Origin of the sequence: Gordonia zhenghanii (assembly GCF_021738965.1) — a bacterium.
Taxonomy (GTDB): Bacteria; Actinomycetota; Actinomycetes; order Mycobacteriales; family Mycobacteriaceae; genus Gordonia; species Gordonia zhenghanii.
In genome coordinates this window covers 759843-776771 of record NZ_JAKKOQ010000001.1, presented here as the reverse complement: position 1 = coordinate 776771, position 16929 = coordinate 759843, and the positions used below count along the sequence as shown (strand labels likewise).

Here is a 16929-nt window from a genome sequence, read left to right as displayed (position 1 = left end):
GCTGTGTGTGGGGGGCGGGTGGTCGACCCCCGGGCGCCCCGCAGTAGGCAGTCTCGACTCCGCTCGACCAGCGGGTAGCGCTCGACCAGCGTCTGGAGCAGCGCTCGACCAGCGGCAGGCCGCCCTCGACTACGCTGGTCCCCATGTCTTCCGATCTGCCGATCCTGCTGCTCAACGGCCCCAACCTGAACACGCTGGGGACCAGGCAGCCGGACGTGTACGGGGTCGAGACGCTCGACGACGTGGTGCGTCTGGCCGAACGGGCGGCCGCCGACGCGGGATTGGGGCTGCGGGCCTTCCAGACCAACCACGAGGGCGAGATGATCGATGCGATCCACGCCGCGCGCGGCGAGGTCAGCGGCATCGTCATCAACCCCGGCGGTTGGACGCACACGTCGGTGGCGCTCGCCGACGCCCTGGTGATCCCGGAGGTCCCGATCATCGAGGTGCACATCAGCAACGTCCATGCGCGTGAGCCGTTCCGTCACCACTCGTACATCTCGCCGATCGCGGCGGGCGTCGTCGCAGGCTGCGGGATCGCGGGTTACGAGTTCGCGGTGCGACGGCTGGCGACGCTCGTCGCCTGATCGAGTGTGTCCCGCGTCCCACTATGGCTCTCGATGGGAGTGGCGGCCCGGTCCTCGGGTAGGCTTTCACTATTCGGTGCCAAGCACCGTGCGTCGTAGAACGCCCCACGCAGACCCCGACTCGATCGCGGGTGCGTGCAATTCATACGGCGAACCGACACGCAGACCACGCGTGTTCGCCAACCGATCCGACCTCTACGGCGCAGCTGTGCCGTGCTGGGGAGATCCCTGCCAGTAAGGCTATTCATGACTACGTTCGTTGATCTCGGCGTGCCCGTTCCCGTCGCCGATGCACTCGCTGCCGACGGTAAGGCGTCCGCCTTCCCGATCCAGGAGAAGACTCTTCCTGACACGCTCGCCGGACGTGACGTCCTCGGCCGTGGCAAGACGGGCTCGGGCAAGACCGTGGCCTTCGCCGTGCCGCTCGTCGTTCGCCTCGCGGAGGCCGGCGTGCGGCGCCGCTCCGGCCGACCCACCGGCCTCGTCCTCGCTCCGACCCGTGAGCTCGCGACTCAGATCGCCACGCAGATCGAACCGCTCGCCGCGACCGTCGGCCTGCGCGTGACCACCGTCTTCGGCGGTGTGAAGCAGGCTCGCCAGGAGCGCGCGCTCGGTGCAGGCGCCGACATCGTCGTCGCGTGCCCCGGCCGCCTCGAAGACTTGATGAAGCAGCGGATCGTGTCGCTCGACGACGTGCAGATCACGGTGCTCGACGAGGCCGACCACATGGCCGACCTGGGATTCCTTCCCGTCGTGACCCGCATCCTGGCCGCAACTCCCGCCAAGGGCATGCGGATGCTGTTCTCCGCGACGCTCGACAACGGCGTCGACAAGCTCGTGAAGCGTTTCTTGGACCACCCGGTCACCCACTCGCTCGAGGACGCGACGTCCCCGGTCGCGCAGATGACGCACCATGTGTTCCGCGTGTCGGGCGCCACCGAGAAGACGCAGCTCGTCCACGAGCTCGCGTCGGGCACCGGTCGTCGCATCCTGTTCATGCGCACCAAGCATCAGGCGAAGAAGCTCGCGAAGAAGCTGACCGCCGACGGTATTCCGGCAGTCGACCTGCACGGCAACCTGTCGCAGGCGCAGCGTGACCGCAACCTGGCCTCGTTCGCCGCTCCGGACGGCGCGAAGGTCCTCGTCGCCACCGACGTCGCTGCACGCGGTGTCCACGTCGACGACGTGGAACTCGTCGTTCACGTCGACCCGCCTGCTGAGCACAAGGCGTACCTGCACCGTTCGGGCCGTACGGCGCGTGCCGGTTCGTCGGGCGACGTCGTCACCATCTGCCTGCCCGACCAGTGGGGCGACTTGCGCAAGCTCCTGCAGAAGGCCGCGATCAAGGTTCCGGGTCAGCAGGTCACCGCATCGTCTCCCGAGGTCCGCGAACTCGTCGGAGAGCACGCACCGCTGCGGCAGGCTCCCGCACCCGCGGCGCCCGCCCAGCAGCGTTCCGGCCAGGGCCGATCGGGGCAGCAGCGGTCCGGTCAGGGCGCGCGCGGATCGCGCGGCACCGGCCGCGGTCGCCGCGGCGCTCCCCGCCAGGACAACGGTGGCTCCCGCCAGGACGGTGGCCGGTCGAACCAGTCGTCGCGCGGCGACCGGTCGTCGGCAGGCTCCACCCAGCGTGAGCACACGTCCGCTCCGAACCCGCGTGGCCGTCGTAGTGCGCGCCGTCCCGCAGGAGCCCCCGGCGGTCGCTGACCGCTACTAGGCAGGACTTTTCAACCCGAGTTCTCGGACCGCCACGGTCCGGGGGCTCGGGTTGATTGCTTTGGGGTTGACTGCGTTGGGGTTGGAATGCGTTGGGGTGTGCGAGCTTTCGAGCCTGGTCCGGTGAGCTCAGTTAGTAGTGCGCGTCAGGGCCTGTTCGACGAAGGTCTCGACGGTGCCACACAGCATCGGGCCGTGACCGGGCATGACGACCACCGAGTCGAGGTCGGCCAACGCGGCGACGGACGCTTCATTGGCGGCGACGTCGTGCGTGAAGGTGTGGTCGAGGCATTGTGGGCCCGACCGCTTCGCGATCGGGTGCCCGCTGATCATCGAGTCGCCCGAGATCAGGACTTCGCCGTCGCCGGAGAGGAATGCGCTGTGCCCGCGAGTATGGCCGGGAGTCGGGACCGGGACCGGTGATCCAGGCAGCGTCGACGGATCGAGGAACGCCTGTGTGTCGGGGATACCGTCCTTGTCGAGTGCGCCCAGTCGGACGATGCGGCCGAGCCAGCCGACCACGGCGGGGCGGTAGGCGAGCGGAGCGATCGTCGACGCGTCGGCCTGCTCCAGGTAGTCCCGTCGTGCGTGCGTCACTTCGGCGGGGTCGGCGAAGACGTCGAATGAGTAGGAGCGTCGCAGGCGTGCAACCCCGCCGAGATGGTCGACGTGCGCGTGCGTGAGCAGCGCGCCGCGGATCTCCTGGGGTGCACTGCCGATCCGGGTCAGTGCTTCGAGGACTGCGTCCGCGTGCCCGGGGTAGCCGCCGTCGACGAGGGTCACTCCGGACTGGTCCTGCAGGATCACCCAGTTGACCGTCGCCGTCGACACGAAATGCGTTCTCGCGTCGTTGTGCGTGATGGTCGTGATCTTCAGATCCGGCATGGGATTCAGCCTTTCTTGACGACGAGGACGAACGGCCCGACTTCGGTCACGGTGAACATCGGGTCGTCGAACACCGTCGGCGAGAACGTGACCGCGTAGCGACGCACATTGGGGTCGTTGGGGAACACGTCCTCGGCTAGTCGCAGAGTGTATCCGTCCGCGCTGTACCGGAAGAGGAACGCGTCGGGGCTGCGCCACGGCGTGGCGGCCATCGCCGTCGTCAATTCCTCCGTGGTGGTGGCGTTCGACCACTCCTCGATGGCTTGAGCGCGTTTGGTGAACTCGGCGAGCGGATTCGCGTAATGCGAGGTCAGCCCTTGGAAACCCCAGTAGGGATACAGGGATAGGAACCCGAAGTCGGCGGTCAGCACCACGTTCTGGTTCGCAGGCCGTCCCGTCTGCTCGCGGATCAGGCGATGCAGTTCCGGATAGTACGACTCGGCGCCGGCCGGATGCTGGTCAGCGCGCTGCCCGTACCCGTCGGTGTCGGTGTAGGCGGTGGTGATCTCCGACGACAGATGACTGGGAATCGACTGGGCCAGCGCTACCGCGACGATGCAGGCGAGCACTCCGATGACGGTGCGGACATCACCGAACTTGGCGACCGCGGCGCGCGCGAGTTCGATGACCCCGAGGATCCCGGCGGCCGCCAGGACGACGGCGGTCACCGCTTCGAGTCGGAACGAGAGCAGCGTCGAGCCGATTGCGCTTCGGGCCAGCGAGATGCAGGTGATGCCGACGACGCCGATCAACGTCCACCCGAACGCGAACGCGATCGTGCGTTTCACGGCGCGCAACAGCACCCACACCAGGCCGATCGACGTGAGGACGCCGACCAGATTGAGCTGGAACATCGGGAGACCGAACACCGCGCCGTTCTCCGGCAGATAGTGTTCGGCGGCTCCGCTGGGAGCGGACGTGCTCGAGGCGCGAGCCGCCAGGTACGGCGTCCACACGATGAGTGCGACAGCGCCTGCGACTGCCCCGATCACGACGAGGCGGACGATCACCGCCAATTGTTCGGCGCGACGTTCCGAGGTGCCGGGGACGGCCAGATTGCGGTGCCGCAGATGCGATTGGACGAGGTAGCCGAGCGCCATCAGCACTGCGGTTCCCGCGAACAGGCCCGTGTACAGCGTGTACACACAGGCCGAGACGCCGATGAACAGTCCGGCGGCGATCACCGAGAGCCAGCCGGTACGACCGAGTGTCGTCGGGCCGTCGGTGAGTCGTCGTCGGCCGCGCAGCGCGGACGCCGTCACCACCAACATCGGGACGCCGACCAGGATCAGGACTGCGGCGTACGGCTCCGGTGACGCGTAGACGAGCGTGACCGCAGCCGACGCGAGGCCGATCGCGGTACCGGTCGAGACGCCGACCATTCGATTCCACAACGCCGTGCCCAATGCCGCCGCGACAGCGATCGACAGCACGGCCCAGAGTTTGTAGGCCTCCCAGCCGGGCATGCCGATCAGGCTGGCGAATCGTCCGCCGAACCAGAACCAGCCAGCCGGATAGTAGGGGGCCAGCCCGTCGTACGTCATGTCGGCGAGGTGCGGGCTGTCGGTGAGCCTGGTCAGGTACTCGGTGCGGAACTGTTGGTCGGCCGAGAGCCCGAACAGGTACAGCTTGGTGGCGCCGAGCGGCATGCCGAGGGTCACCGTCACCAGTCCGGCCGATGCCAGCGACGACAACCATGACGTCCACGACCGTGAACGCCCCGAACGGTAGGCGACGACGGCGATCGCGGCCAGTACGATCACGAAGGCCTGACCGAGGGTGGTCAACGATCGTGACACGTTCGAGGTGTTGAACGCTGGCCAGTCGACGGCCCCGATCACCTTCAGACCGGCGAACGAGGCGACGGCGGCCAGGACGACGGCTCCGCCCAGTTCGACGACGTCGCGTGCCCGCGGGTTCTTCACGAACTCGCGACGGGCCGTCTCGGGTGCCTCGACTGTGGACTGCACGGGATCAGATGGGCAGCTTGCGGAAGATCGGGCGCGGCACGTGACGGAGCGCCATCATGACGAACCGGAACGGGCCCGGAACCCAGACGATCTCCTTGCCCTTGGCGACGGCGGCCACGGCCAGGCGGGCCACGTCTTCCTTGTTGACGGTCAGCGGAGCCTCGGCGACGTGCGCCGACAGGCGAGTGCGGACCTGACCCGGGCGGATCACCAGGACGCCGATGCCTTCGGGGCGCAGCGCGTCGCCGAGCCCGAGGTAGAAGCCGTCCAGGCCTGCCTTGGTGGAGCCGTACACGAAATTGGAGCGGCGGACGCGCTCGCCTGCCACCGAACTCATCGCGATGATCTGGCCGTGGCCCTGCTCGCGCATCTTCTCGCCGAGGAGGACGCCGACCGAGACGGCGGCGGTGTAGTTGATCCGGGCTTCCAGGACCGCGAGCTTCTGATCCTGCCAGGCCTGCTCGTCGTCGCCCTGGATGCCGAAGGCGACGACGGCCACGTCGATGTCGCCGGCGGAGAACGCCTTCTCGATGACGTCGCGGTGGGTGTCGGTGGCGAGCGCGTCGAACTCGATCTGCTCGACCGCCGACGCTCCGGCGTCGGTCATCTGCGCGGCGGCGGCCTCCGCAGCCGGGTCGCCGGGGACGGTCGCCAGGACCACGCGCATCGGGCCCTTGGTCAGGTACTCGGCTGCGATGGCCAGGCCGATCTCGGAGGATCCGCCGAGGATCAGGATGGACTGCGGAACGCCGACGGCGTTGAACATTCGTATCTGCTTTCGTCAGTGATGTGTGGGCTCGGCCCGCTCGCCGGACTCCGCGTGGAGCCGCAGCGGGTCAGACCAGTTCGAGGCGACGGCCCATGTCGGACATGAACACCTGGTCGGGGTCCACGCGGCGGCGCGTCGCGATCCACTCGTCGACCCTCGGGTACATGGCGTGGAAGGTCTCGGCGGTGGTCCGCGAGTCCTTCGCCGTGTAGAGGCGGCCGCCGATCTCCATGACGCGACGGTCGAGTTCGGAGACGAACTCATGGAGGCCGCGTTTGATCGGGAAGTCGACGCAGATGTTCCAGCCGGGCATCGGGAAGCTCAGCGGAGCCTGATTGCCCTCGCCGAACAGCTTGAAGACGTTGAGGAAGCTGACGTGCCCGGATGCCTGGATGTCGTAGATGATGCCCTTGAACTCTTCGACTGCCTCGGGCGGAACGATGAACTGGTACTGCAGGAAGCCCTTCGATCCGTAGGCGCGGTTCCAGTTCCCGAACAGGTCGAGCGGGTGATAGAACTGCGTCAGATTCTGGACCTTGCCTTCGTAGTTCCCGCCCATGCGGTAGTACGCCTCGCCGACCATCGAGAAGCTCAACTTGTTGGCGAGTCCGTTGGGGAAGACGTCCGGGAAGTTGACGAGCGTCGGCGCGTCGAACTTCAACGGATCCTTGGCGAGCTTGTCCGGCAGTTGGTCGAGTCGGGCGAGCGATCCGCGGGAGAACGTTCCGCGGCCCAGGCGCGGCGGCTTGCTGATCGCGTCGAACCAGCCGGAACTGTAGGCGTACTTCTCCTCCGAGCCGTCCATGTGGAGGGCGATGGTCTCGTCGAGGTTGTTGGTGACGGCGCCGTCCGCGATGAAGTAGGCGGTCTCGGTGCGCGTCATCTTGATCTTGGCGCGCAAGATGATGCCGGTCAGGCCGATGCCGCCGACGGTCGCCCAGAAGATCGACGCGTCCGGATCGTCGCCGCTGCCCTCGGGGGTCAGAGTGAGGATCTTGCCGGAGGCGATCAGCAGGGTGATCTCGACGACGTGGTTGCCGAAACTGCCTGCGCTGTGGTGGTTCTTGCCGTGGATGTCGCAGCCGATGGCTCCGCCGATCGTCACCTGGCGGGTACCGGGCAGGACGGGGACCCACAGCCCGTACGGCAGCGCGACGCGCATCAGGGTGTCGAGGTCGACGCCCGCGTCCAGATCCACGATCGCCGTCGCGCGGTCGATGTCGTAGATCCGAGTGAGCTGCGACATGTCGATCGTCAGGCCGCCGGAGTTCTGGGCGTTCTCGCCGTACGAACGGCCGAGCCCGCGCGCGATCACTCCGCGTTTGAGATACGACGGCTTGTCAGCGTCCTGATCGGCGACGCGTGCGACGGCGTCGGCGATGACCTCGGGATACGGCGTGGTCAGCACATGCGCTTCGGTGGGCATTGTGCGACCCCAACCCATCAGAGTCCGAGTCTGGATTGGAAGAAGGTCTGAGTTCGTCATCGTCAATAGAGGTTACCCGCTGGTCTGGTCGGTGCGTCGTCGATGTGATGTCCGTCGTCTACATTCGTCTGAGAGGTCGGAAATACGAGGCCGGGGAAGGACAGCCATGATCGTGGTCGGGTACGCGGGCGGTTCGCACGGCCGAGCCTGCCTGGAGCACGCCATCGACGAGGCAGCGGCGCGCGGCACGAGTGTCCTGGTGATCAACGCGGTGCCCGAGGGCGGCCGGGGCAGTTCGAGTCGAGGTGCGCCCGTCGTGGACGCCGACGAGATCGCGCAGGTCCAAGAACGGCTGGCCGCGTCCGACGTCCGGTTCGAGATCAGACAGCAGATCGGCGCCGTACCTGCCGAAGAACTGCTTCGCGCCATGGACGACCCGGACGCGCAGGTGCTCGTGATCGGGATGCGTCGCCGCACTCAGGTCGGGAAGCTGTTGCTGGGCAGTACATCCCAGTACCTGCTGCTCGAATGTCAGAAGCCGGTGCTGGTGGTGAAACCGCAGCGTCCTACCGCATGATCCGCGTCAGGAACGGCGTCGAGTCCTTCATCGACGCGAGCACGGTTCCGGAGTGGTCCTGCGTCGGATAGACGTGGAAGTCGACGGCCTGTCCGGCGGCGCGCATCTGTGCGTACAGCGACAGCGCGGACGGCGCGGGCACGTCGAGGTCCTTGAGCCCCTGGCCGAGGAAGATCGGACGGTCGTAGCCGGCGTACGGGGTGCCCATGTAGTCGACGAGCGCGGACTGGACACCGGGGATCGATGCCAGGGGGCGGGTGAACCACGAGTTGATCTTCGCGCCGTCGAGCGCCGCTTCGAGTTCGGGGTAGCACAGCTTTCCGGCGAGTCGGACCACCCGTTCTCCCGCCGCGCTGAGCGTGCGGTCGACGTGCAGGTCGCTGCGGGCGTCGGTGAATCCGGCGACGATGTATGCGGCGTAGGTGGTCAGGCCGGACGGCAGTGCGATCGGCGGGAACTGGGGGCCCGCCTGCCACACGATGTGCTCGATATTGGCGGGCGCACCGGTCGCGACGACGCCGCGGTAGTCCAGTCCGCTGCCCTTCGACAACGCAGTGGCGCGTCGAGCTGCGTTGAGAGCGGCGCCCGCGCCCTGCGACTGCCCGACGATCGCCCACGTCTTCGACAGCGGCAGACCGGCCTGCTGTGCGGCGATCACGGAGTCGACGGTCGACGTCGCCGACACCTGTCCGCTGAGGTAACTCATCAGGCCGGGGGTCCCGAGCCCGACGTAATCGGTGGCGACCACCGCGTAGCCCTGCTTCAGCCAATGCCCGAGGTACTCGGTGTCGCGGTCGCTGCGAGGCTGGGCCGATGGCGCGCAGGTGTCGCCTAGTCCGACCGTGCCGTGCGCCCACGCGATCGTCTTGTAGCCGCCCGCGGGTGCGGGGCGCTTGGGGAGGAACACCGCGCCGGTGCTGACCGCGGGCTTGCCGTGGACGTCGGGCGACGAGTAGAGGATCCGGTAGGCGTCGCCCGCGGCGGGCAGGGTGACCGACTCGTCGAGCCGGGTCTTCGAGATCAGCGTTCCGTGTTCGCCGATCGGGCCGTCGTAGTGCCGTGCGTCGAGGCCGGACCACACCGGAGCCGGTGTCGCATCCGCATGGGCAGTGGGCGCGGAGAGGGTCATGCCGGCCGCTGCGGCACAGGCCAGCGCGACGGCGGAGAGGCGGCGGGGCGAGCGGCGGCGGGGCAGCCGGGGCGATGTGGCGACGGTCATAACCGTGGACATTATCCGGCGAGCTGGAGATCGGCGAAAATCAGGCGGAATACGCTGCTCCGAGGGAATATTTCCCTCGGAGTGCCGTATCCGGCCTGACTTTTCTCGCAGCGGCGTACCGCGGACGTGCGCAGGGGCGGGCGCGCAGACCGATAGGCTGACCGGGTGCCAGACTCTGCGCCCGACGACGCCGACCGCGTTCCGTTCCCCGTGCACCCCGCACACGGAGACTTCTCGACGCGGCATGCTCCGATGCCGATCGAGCTGCCGTTCGACGACGAAGAGGCGTCGACCAGCGTCGACCTCAAGACCCAGCTGGTCCGATTCATCGCGACCGGTGCGCTGTCCGCGGTGTTCGACTTCGCGCTCACCCTGCTGTTGCAGGACGTGGTCGGTACGCCGTACTGGCTCGCGAAGGCGTGCGGATTCATCCTCGGCACCACCATCGCCTACCTCATCAACCGCCGGTGGACGTTCCGCGCGGAGCCGAGCGCGGCCCGCTTCATCGCGGTGGTCGTCCTGTACGCGGTGACGTTCTTCGTCAACATCGGGTTGTACACGCTGCTGATGCACGAGTGGGGCTCGGCGTTCATCGCCTCGGCCGGCGCGTTCGTCATCGCACAGGGCGTGGCCACCGTCATCAACTTCGTCGTTCAGCGCACCGTCATCTTTAAGATCAGGTGACATGACCGCGATGCTGCGTGACCACCGGGGAGTTCCGCAGTCCCTGCCCGCCTACGTCGTCCTCACAGTGCTCGCGTTGGTCCCGGCGCTGTCCGCGGTCAGCGCGCTCGTTGCCCAGGTGACGCCGCTCGCTCCGAGCCTGATCGTGCCTGCCGCGGTCGTCGCCGTTGCGATCGGGCGGTTCGGCGTCAGTCGAATCGTGACGACCGTCCACGCGGTGTGTGCGGCGCTTGTCGCGCTTCTTTCCATGGTTCGGCTGAGGCCGACTCCTCCCGATCGGCGGCCGCTCGGCCTGGCCGACACCTGTCGCCGCGTCGAAGCGGTTCTGCTCGCGGGTCCGCGAGCCCCTGGAGTGCGGGCTGCCTGAAGCCCGTTTCTCACTCCAGGAGGTACCTAATGCTGTCCGTTTCGGACGCAACGCGCCGTATCGGCGCCCAGACCCTGTTCGCTTCTCTGTCGTTCACCGTCGAGCGAGGCCAATGCGCCGCCGTCGTCGGCCCGAACGGCGTCGGCAAGAGTTCCTTGTTGCGCGCTGTCGTCGACGACGAACTACTCGACGACGGTTCAGTTCTCATCGAAGGTCGGGCACCCGACGACAGATCGCCGGAGTTCCGACGTCGTGTCGCGGCAGAACTCGGCGAGCAAGCCGTCTTCTACGATGCGACCGTCGGTGAGCACCTTGCGATGCTCGCCGGGTCGCACGGGATCGATCCGGACATCGAGGCCGCGCTGAGCGGAGCGGGGATCGGCGAATTGCGCGACCGGTTCCCTCACACGCTCTCGACCGGGCAGCGTCAACGCTTCGCGCTGGTCGCCGTGTTCATTCGTCCTGCGCGTCTAGTGGTTCTCGACGAACCGGAACGCGGGCTCGACGTCGCAGGGCAGGAATGGGTCGCGGACGAGTTGGATCGTCTTACCGATGAGGGTGCCGCAGTCCTGATCGCGACCCACAGCCGTGAACTCGTGGAGCGTTGCGCGGACGTCGTCGTGGACCTCGCATCGTGAGACGGCGCGAGAACTGGCTGCGGCGCAACAATGTGTCGGCTGTCGACCTGCTGCTGATGGTGGGAGTCGGCGGCGGGTTGGCGGTGGCGGTCTTCAAACCGACGAACGTGGCGAAATTCGTCGAGCCGTCAGCGATGTTCGACGACTATCAGGTCGCGGTCATCGCCGCGTTCGCGACGATGACGGCTCTCGTCGTCGGACGGTTCGCGGTCACGTGGGGACCGGTCCGAGTCGATCGGGCGGTGTTGAAGTGGGAGCTTTCCGGTCCCGCGTCGAGGCACCGACCGTTGATACGACGACTGGCGGTCACTGTCGGGTGTGCCGTCATGGCGGACGTCGCCATCCATGGAGCGCTCGCACTGCTGATACCCGAATCGGCCACCATCCTGCTGGCCCTCGGCGTGGGTCTTGGTTTCGCCGCAGTCTGTGCCGCGTACATTGCGCAACTCGTCAGGGACCGCCGCATGGGAGCGAGCGGAGTGCCTGGGTTCGCGAGGTTGTCGCCGGGGCGGTTGCACCAGCGGACGTTCGCACCGCGCGACGGATTCGCCGCCGCAGTCGGGCTCGGGATCAGCATGATGGACGCGAGTTGGATCGCGGATGCTCGAATCACGAGGTGGCAGCGCCAAACCGGTTCCAAGTCACGCGGGCATCCCCGGACAGCGGAAGGCGCGTTCGTCCGGATGGACCTCCGTCGGCTCAGGCGGCACCCAGAGGCGGCGGCTCGGTGGACGTGCTGGACGGCGGTCGGCATCGCGGTACCGGTGTTCGTTGACTTCCATGCCGTTCCGTTGTTTGTAGCGACACTCGCAGTGTGGTCGGCAGGGGTCGCCACGGCAGGTGGCCTGACATCGGTCTCGGATCGGGTGCTTGCGAGATCGTTCGGGGTCTCCGATAGAGACCTGCGGCGTTGGCACTGTGTGGTGCCTACGATCGCCACCCTCGTGTCAGCGACAGCGGTCGCTGCCGCTTCGTCGGTGAGTCTATTCGGTAGCGCGTTCCTGATCGTCGGCACGGTCGCGTCCGTGCTCCGTCGCGCAACACGACCTCCGCTCCCGTTCGATGCGCCGATGGTGATAGAGCCGCTGATGACCGGGGCTGCCTTTCAGCCAGCGCTGCTCTCTACCCAACTGCGGGGTCTGCTGCTCGCCGCCGTAGTCGGTGTCATCGCGGGTGCGCTCCCATGATCAGGGGCAGTCGCAACAATCGCAGCAATCGCAGCAGTCCTCACAATCGGCGAGGGGTTTCTTGTACTTGTCCGAACAATGATTCCAGTGGTCGGTGCACAGGGCGGGGCCGCAGAATGTGACGCCGGTGAACGGCAGAATGCGTTGATACCAGGACCGGTTCGGCGGGAACGGCGGTGGATACGGTGCGTGTGCGGGCCAGTCGGCGGGCGGGTGCGGCGGCCAGGTCTGCAGGCCCGCGCCGATCGCCGCGATCTGCCGACGTTCGCCCGCGTGGCGGCGTCGTCGTACGGCCTGCGCTACGCCGTCGATGAGCAGCGCTTTCAACAGACGATCGTCGTGCAGCGTGAGGTCGCGGTATCGCTCGGCGATCCGGTCAGCGGACAGTTGTGCCCGGTCGAGGGCCTCGTCGTCGCTCGTGCCGGTGGCTGTCAGCGGGTTGAACGCCCCGTCTGCGTCGTCGCCGGTTCGGTCGTCGATCGCGTCGAGCAGGTGCGCGAGGCGACCGTACTCGGATCCGATGTCGGCAAGCACGTGCCGATTGTCGGGGACATCCGCGAGGTCGGCGCTCGCGGCGAACACCGTCGCGCATGCGTGGGCCGTCGGCCCGGTCAAGGCGTCGAGGTCGTTCGACGACGACTCGAGATCGGCTTGTCGGTCGAGCGCGGTCAACACGGCCGGGACATCGAGGACGTCCCCGGTGCGAGCGGCCTTGCGGTGCAGTGCTCGTCCGGTGACCCGAGCCGCGCGATCTCGTGCGGGCGCGGCGGGCGCTAGGGCGAGTCGCTGTTCGGCTACGACGTCGTCGGACTTGGCCGCGGCCAGGGTGAGCGACACCGACGTGGCAAGGCGGACCCCCGGCTCGGTGGCCGTCACGACGTCGGCGCGTCGCATGCTCCGGAAGGCGCACGGACCCGCGGTCCGCGTGACGGCAGACGGCGCACGCTGGGCCGCGGTCAACACCGACACCATGACGGCGTCGGTGTTCGTCGTGAGACGAGCCGTCTGCCCGTGGCCGTCACGCAACGACAGGCACAATCCGCACATGTGCGCGCGCCACTCGTCGCGCAGATCGTCGTCGAGCACATGCCGACAGGGCTGGAGTATCCCGAACATCGGTTGAAACTAGCGCGTGGTCGGCGGATGTGCGGGACCGCGCATTCAGGCGGCGTACGCGTGTCGGCTCAGGAGAACTGGACGAGCGCGGTGCACTTGCCGAACACACGCTTGCCGTTCACCGTGGCGCCGAACGTGATCAGGCCGCGTTTGGTCTCCGGGTAGAGCGTCTTGATCTTCGCGGTGTACTCCACGACGGCAGGCTCGGTCGGCGGCACGTAGACGGCGCTCGAGAACCGGGCGCTGAGCTCGCGGAAGGCTGCCGGGTCGCCGACGAACGACGTCAGGTAGCCGGCGGCGGTGCCGAGCGTCAGCATGCCTTGGGCGACACAGGTGTCGAGCTTCGCCGCTGACGCGAGCTCGTCGCTGTGGTGGATCGGGTTGGGGTCGCCTGCCACGCCGACGTAGTTGACGAGGTCGCCACGGGTGAACCGCTGGGTGCGCGGCGGAATCTCCTGCCCCTCGGTCACCGAGTCGAACGGAATCGCGCCGAACGAGTGCGGAGCGTCCTCGGGGATCTCGGCGGCCTCGGTCGGCACCAGCGGCAGGATGTGCGAGGCGGTCGGCGAGAACATCACCTTGTCGACGAGGTTCTGGAACTCGGGGGACAGGCCGTCGCCCGTCTCGCCCGGGCCGGCGAGCGTGGTCCACGACTCCTGCATGACGCCCTTGTCGAGGTCGCGGATCACGGTCTTCCCGGTGAACAGATCGGCGCCCGCGACGGACTTGTACGAGTCCAGGGACACATCCGACTTGAGTCGGTCACCAGCCGTGATCGGCTTGTGGAACACGAAACGCTGCTCCACCTGCAGGACGCCCGACTTCAACGGGTTGCCGGGGATGCTCTGCTCGAACAGCTGGGCCTGCGCCTTGGTGCCGTCGAGGACGACGATCGTCAACGGGGCGAGGAGCCGATCATGACCTGCCGCAGCCGATTTGGCGTCGTCCCAGTGAACTGGGTTGTCGTCGTGCAGTGCGCGGGCGAACTCGCGGATCTTCTCGCGGCCGACTTCGTAATAGTCCTGAGTGGTGAACACCTTGCCGATCTCTGCTTCGATGGCCCTGGTGCGTTCGGTTCCACTGCTCGTCATGGGAAGTCATCCTACCGAGCGGTACGAGATCCAGACACCGCGCGTCTGTGTTATTGCCCGTCATTGACCTTTGCGATCACGTTCTCGCCGTACCAGTCGAGATGTTCGATCTTCTTCTCCAGCGGCTCGGTGTCGGCGCCGAGGATGTACGGGAGGCGGAAGCCGACGATCACATCGGTGATGCCCTTGTCCTCGAGACGTCGGCAGCCGTCGACGGTGTAGGCGTCCATCGAGATAACGTGGATCTCGAAGGGATCGTTCTCTTTGCCCTCGGCCTTGCGGATCGCGGCGATCTTGTCGAGCAGGTCGTCGAGCTCTTCGCCCGGTCCGCCGCCGTGCATCCAGCCGTCGCCGCGGATCACGGCGCGCCGCAGTGCGGGATCGGCGTGGCCGCCGACGAGGAGAGGCACCGGCTGAGTCGGCGTCGGTGACATTTTGATGCGCGGAATGTCGTAGAACTCGCCGTGGAACTCGAAGTATCCACCGGAGGTGAGACCGCGGATGATGTCCATGCACTCGTTCATCCGCTTGCCGCGGCGTTTGAAGTCGACGCCCAGGATGTCGTAGTCCTCCGCCCACGGACTGGTTCCGACGCCAAGCGAGAGCCGGTTGTTCGTCAGGCAAGCGACCGAGGACGCCTGTTTGGCTACCAGGGCCGGCGGGCGGATCGGCAGTTTGAGGACGAAGGGCAGGAAGCGCAGGGTCGACGTCACCGCGCCGAGGGCGGCCGCATGAATGAACGGCTCGATGAAGTCCTTGTCTTCCAAGAACTCTCGTTTGCCGTCCGGTGTGTACGGGTAGGTGGAGTCCGACTCTTCGGGGTATGCGATCGAGTCGGGGATCGTCATGCCTGCGAAGCCGGCTTTCTCGGCCGCCTGCGCGAGCGGCGCGTAGTAGCTGACATCGGTCATCGCTTCAGCAAAGGTGAATCGCATGCCCCTCAGGGTAGAACACGTTCTAATTCTGTGGAAGGGGTCGGCGCTACGGTCGCGTGAACCGTTCCTCTCGGCCCAGCTTGCGCACGTGCATCCACTCGCGGAAGCCTGCGACGTCGCGGCGCTGGACGAGGAAGAACCACGCGAAGCGTGCGTACTCCTGGGGGAGGAGCTTGCGCATCCCTGGCTGGCTCATCAGATAGCCGCGGTTGCGGTAGGTGAAGTAGCGCTTCACCTCGTTGTCCGGGTACTGGGTGTGCATACGGCCGCCGAGGATCGGGCGGAACTCGTCGCTTCCGTCCGGATGTAGGTACGCCGTCTTCAGGCAGGTGCCGAAGGCGATGCCCGAGCGTGCGAGGCGACGGTGCATCTCCACTTCGTCGCCGCGGAAGAACAGCCGCAGGTCGGGGACGCCGATCCGCTCGAGCGTGTCCGCGGAGAACAGGGCGCCGTTCATCAGCGATGCGATGCCGGGCAGGAGGTCGTCGGACGACGACTCGCCGGGGGCGAACAGTTCGGACCGCTTACGTCGCCAGACGAGTCCGCGGCGGAGCGGGAAGGCGAGGGCGTCGGGGTCTTCGATGTTCACGACGACCGGCGACACCTGGCCGAGTTCACGGCGGTCGGCGCAGTCGAGCAGGGTCGATAGGACCGCGGGGCCTTCGGGCCGGCCGTCGTCGTCGGCGCACCACACCCAGTCGGCGCCGAGTGCGAGCGCGTGCAGCATGCCGAGCGCGAATCCGCCTGCGCCGCCGAGGTTGTGCTTGGACGGCAGATACGTGGTCGGGACCGGTTGGGAATCGACGAGCGCGCCCACGGCCGGATCGTCGTCGTTGTCGACGACGATCAGGTGGTCGACGGGCCGGTCCTGGTTCGCGACGACTCTCAACGATTCGGCGAGGAGTTCGGGCCGGCGATGCGTGACGACGACGGCTACGACACTGCTCACTTCGCGGCACCGCCGTTCTCGGCGAGGACTTTGCGGACCTGGGCTGCCGCGTCGGGCCCCTGGTAGGACTGGACGACTTCCTCGATGCCGCCGTCCATCCGGATCTGGCCGTGATCGATCCACAGCGCGCGGTCGCACAGTTGGGCGAGGAACTCGTTGGAGTGGCTGGCGAACACGAGGATGCCGGAGCGTTCGACGAGCGCCTGCAACCGGACGCGAGCCTTCTTCATGAACTCGGCGTCGACGGCGCCGATTCCCTCGTCGAGGATGAGGATCTCGGGATCGATACTGGTGACGACGCCGAGCGCCAGTCGCACTCGCATGCCGTTCGAGTAGGTGCGCAGCGGCATCGACAGGTAGTCGCCGAGCTCGGAGAACTCCGCGATCTCATCGGTCTTCTTGAGCATCTCCTTGCGGCTCATGCCGAGGAACATGCCGCGGATCAGGATGTTCTCGTACCCGGAGATCTCCGGGTCCATGCCGACGCCGAGGTCGAACACGGGCGCGACGCGGCCACGGACCTTGCACGAGCCGCGAGTCGGCTCGTAGATCCCGGACAACAGTCGCAGGAGCGTCGACTTGCCTGCACCGTTGTGGCCGACGAGACCCACGCGGTCGCCGTGCTCCAGATGCAGGTTGATGTCGCGAATCGCCTCGACGACGACGGTCTTGGACCCGTTGGACCCGATGACACCGCCTGCGGCGCCGATGACGGCCTTCTTCAGCGAGCGGGTCTTGGCGTCGAAGATCGGGAAGTCGACGCACGCGTCCCAGGTGTCGACGCGGATGTCGGTGTTCTCTGGCACGGATGTC

The 16929-nt window shown here is 67.2% G+C and carries 17 protein-coding genes; 7 read left to right on the top strand and 10 right to left on the bottom strand.

Going from position 1 to position 16929, the window contains the following annotated elements; all coding sequences use genetic code 11:
• The first annotated feature begins 143 nt into the window (after positions 1 to 143).
• Entirely contained in the window at positions 144 to 587 is a 444-nt protein-coding gene (gene aroQ, locus L5G32_RS03480; protein WP_237009601.1) for a type II 3-dehydroquinate dehydratase, read from the top strand.
• A 246-nt stretch (positions 588 to 833) separates the two neighbouring features.
• Positions 834 to 2294: a DEAD/DEAH box helicase gene (locus L5G32_RS03475; RefSeq protein ID WP_237009600.1), complete on the top strand. Its 1461-nt coding sequence runs from the start codon at positions 834 to 836 to the stop codon at positions 2292 to 2294.
• 138 nt (positions 2295 to 2432) lie between these two features.
• Here L5G32_RS03475 and L5G32_RS03470 read toward each other — a convergent pair whose 3' ends face one another.
• The 4 genes from L5G32_RS03470 to dprE1 all read right to left on the bottom strand — a co-directional run bounded on the left by L5G32_RS03470 (position 2433) and on the right by dprE1 (position 7413).
• A complete protein-coding gene (locus L5G32_RS03470) occupies positions 2433 to 3188 on the bottom strand; it encodes an MBL fold metallo-hydrolase (protein WP_237009599.1) in 756 nt (251 codons plus the stop codon).
• Positions 3189 to 3193: 5 nt separating this feature from the next.
• Complete coding sequence (locus L5G32_RS03465; RefSeq protein ID WP_372491625.1) at positions 3194 to 5158, bottom strand: arabinofuranosyltransferase; 1965 nt, start codon at positions 5156 to 5158, stop codon at positions 3194 to 3196.
• 4 nt (positions 5159 to 5162) lie between these two features.
• A complete protein-coding gene (gene dprE2, locus L5G32_RS03460; protein WP_237009598.1) occupies positions 5163 to 5924 on the bottom strand; it encodes a decaprenylphospho-beta-D-erythro-pentofuranosid-2-ulose 2-reductase in 762 nt (253 codons plus the stop codon).
• A gap of 70 nt (positions 5925 to 5994) precedes the next feature.
• Positions 5995 to 7413: a decaprenylphosphoryl-beta-D-ribose oxidase gene (gene dprE1, locus L5G32_RS03455; protein WP_237009597.1), complete on the bottom strand. Its 1419-nt coding sequence runs from the start codon at positions 7411 to 7413 to the stop codon at positions 5995 to 5997.
• Positions 7414 to 7519: 106 nt separating this feature from the next.
• On the opposite strand from dprE1, the gene L5G32_RS03450 reads away from it, so the two are divergent.
• Positions 7520 to 7930, top strand: coding sequence for a universal stress protein (locus L5G32_RS03450; protein WP_237009596.1), 411 nt, complete (start codon positions 7520 to 7522; stop codon positions 7928 to 7930).
• Here L5G32_RS03450 and L5G32_RS03445 read toward each other — a convergent pair.
• Positions 7920 to 9149, bottom strand: coding sequence for an alpha/beta hydrolase family protein (locus L5G32_RS03445; protein WP_237009595.1), 1230 nt, complete (start codon positions 9147 to 9149; stop codon positions 7920 to 7922). The genes L5G32_RS03450 and L5G32_RS03445 overlap by 11 nt on opposite strands.
• Positions 9150 to 9314: 165 nt before the next feature.
• Between L5G32_RS03445 and L5G32_RS03440 the strand changes: the two genes are divergently transcribed.
• Genes L5G32_RS03440 through L5G32_RS19320 form a run of 4 tightly spaced genes read left to right on the top strand, consistent with a single transcriptional unit; the run spans position 9315 to position 12025 of the window.
• Entirely contained in the window at positions 9315 to 9833 is a 519-nt protein-coding gene (locus tag L5G32_RS03440) for a GtrA family protein (protein ID WP_372491624.1), read from the top strand.
• Position 9834: 1 nt separating this feature from the next.
• The gene (locus L5G32_RS03435; RefSeq protein WP_237009594.1) at positions 9835 to 10200 is read left to right on the top strand and encodes a hypothetical protein; all 366 of its coding nucleotides are present in this window, start codon (positions 9835 to 9837) and stop codon (positions 10198 to 10200) included.
• Positions 10201 to 10229: 29 nt separating this feature from the next.
• The gene (locus tag L5G32_RS03430; protein WP_237009593.1) at positions 10230 to 10838 is read left to right on the top strand and encodes an ABC transporter ATP-binding protein; all 609 of its coding nucleotides are present in this window, start codon (positions 10230 to 10232) and stop codon (positions 10836 to 10838) included.
• Complete coding sequence (locus L5G32_RS19320) at positions 10835 to 12025, top strand: DUF6297 family protein (protein WP_237009592.1); 1191 nt, start codon at positions 10835 to 10837, stop codon at positions 12023 to 12025. The genes L5G32_RS03430 and L5G32_RS19320 overlap by 4 nt, the downstream gene beginning before the upstream one ends.
• Here the strand turns inward: L5G32_RS19320 and L5G32_RS03420 are convergent, their stop codons facing one another.
• The 5 genes from L5G32_RS03420 to wzt all read right to left on the bottom strand — a co-directional run bounded on the left by L5G32_RS03420 (position 12026) and on the right by wzt (position 16922).
• Entirely contained in the window at positions 12026 to 13141 is a 1116-nt protein-coding gene (locus tag L5G32_RS03420; protein ID WP_237009591.1) for a DUF5685 family protein, read from the bottom strand.
• A gap of 68 nt (positions 13142 to 13209) precedes the next feature.
• Positions 13210 to 14232 (bottom strand): fused (3R)-hydroxyacyl-ACP dehydratase subunits HadA/HadB, encoded by a 1023-nt coding sequence (locus L5G32_RS03415; RefSeq protein WP_237009590.1) that lies wholly within the window; start codon positions 14230 to 14232, stop codon positions 13210 to 13212.
• A gap of 50 nt (positions 14233 to 14282) precedes the next feature.
• Positions 14283 to 15167 carry a TIGR03619 family F420-dependent LLM class oxidoreductase gene (locus L5G32_RS03410; RefSeq protein WP_237009589.1) on the bottom strand — a complete coding sequence of 295 codons (885 nt, stop codon included), beginning with the start codon at positions 15165 to 15167 and terminating at the stop codon, positions 14283 to 14285.
• A 46-nt stretch (positions 15168 to 15213) separates the two neighbouring features.
• Positions 15214 to 16116 carry a galactofuranosyltransferase GlfT1 gene (gene glfT1, locus L5G32_RS03405; RefSeq protein WP_237009588.1) on the bottom strand — a complete coding sequence of 301 codons (903 nt, stop codon included), beginning with the start codon at positions 16114 to 16116 and terminating at the stop codon, positions 15214 to 15216.
• Positions 16113 to 16922, bottom strand: a complete 810-nt coding sequence (gene wzt, locus L5G32_RS03400) for a galactan export ABC transporter ATP-binding subunit Wzt/RfbE (RefSeq protein WP_237009587.1) — start codon at positions 16920 to 16922, stop codon at positions 16113 to 16115. The genes glfT1 and wzt overlap by 4 nt, the downstream gene beginning before the upstream one ends.
• Between the last annotated feature and the right edge of the window lie 7 nt (positions 16923 to 16929).

Excerpts from the sequence above, each read along its gene's own strand:
- aroQ (WP_237009601.1), top strand. The coding sequence starts at position 144 with ATGTCTTCCGATCTGCCGATCCTGCTGCTCAACGGCCCCAACCTGAAC.
- L5G32_RS03475 (WP_237009600.1), top strand. The coding sequence starts at position 834 with ATGACTACGTTCGTTGATCTCGGCGTGCCCGTTCCCGTCGCCGATGCA.
- L5G32_RS03470 (WP_237009599.1), bottom strand. The coding sequence starts at position 3,188 with ATGCCGGATCTGAAGATCACGACCATCACGCACAACGACGCGAGAACG.
- dprE2 (WP_237009598.1), bottom strand. The coding sequence starts at position 5,924 with ATGTTCAACGCCGTCGGCGTTCCGCAGTCCATCCTGATCCTCGGCGGA.
- dprE1 (WP_237009597.1), bottom strand. The coding sequence starts at position 7,413 with ATGACGAACTCAGACCTTCTTCCAATCCAGACTCGGACTCTGATGGGT.
- L5G32_RS03450 (WP_237009596.1), top strand. The coding sequence starts at position 7,520 with ATGATCGTGGTCGGGTACGCGGGCGGTTCGCACGGCCGAGCCTGCCTG.
- L5G32_RS03445 (WP_237009595.1), bottom strand. The coding sequence starts at position 9,149 with ATGACCGTCGCCACATCGCCCCGGCTGCCCCGCCGCCGCTCGCCCCGC.
- L5G32_RS03435 (WP_237009594.1), top strand. The coding sequence starts at position 9,835 with ATGACCGCGATGCTGCGTGACCACCGGGGAGTTCCGCAGTCCCTGCCC.
- L5G32_RS03430 (WP_237009593.1), top strand. The coding sequence starts at position 10,230 with ATGCTGTCCGTTTCGGACGCAACGCGCCGTATCGGCGCCCAGACCCTG.
- L5G32_RS03420 (WP_237009591.1), bottom strand. The coding sequence starts at position 13,141 with ATGTTCGGGATACTCCAGCCCTGTCGGCATGTGCTCGACGACGATCTG.
- L5G32_RS03415 (WP_237009590.1), bottom strand. The coding sequence starts at position 14,232 with ATGACGAGCAGTGGAACCGAACGCACCAGGGCCATCGAAGCAGAGATC.
- L5G32_RS03410 (WP_237009589.1), bottom strand. The coding sequence starts at position 15,167 with ATGCGATTCACCTTTGCTGAAGCGATGACCGATGTCAGCTACTACGCG.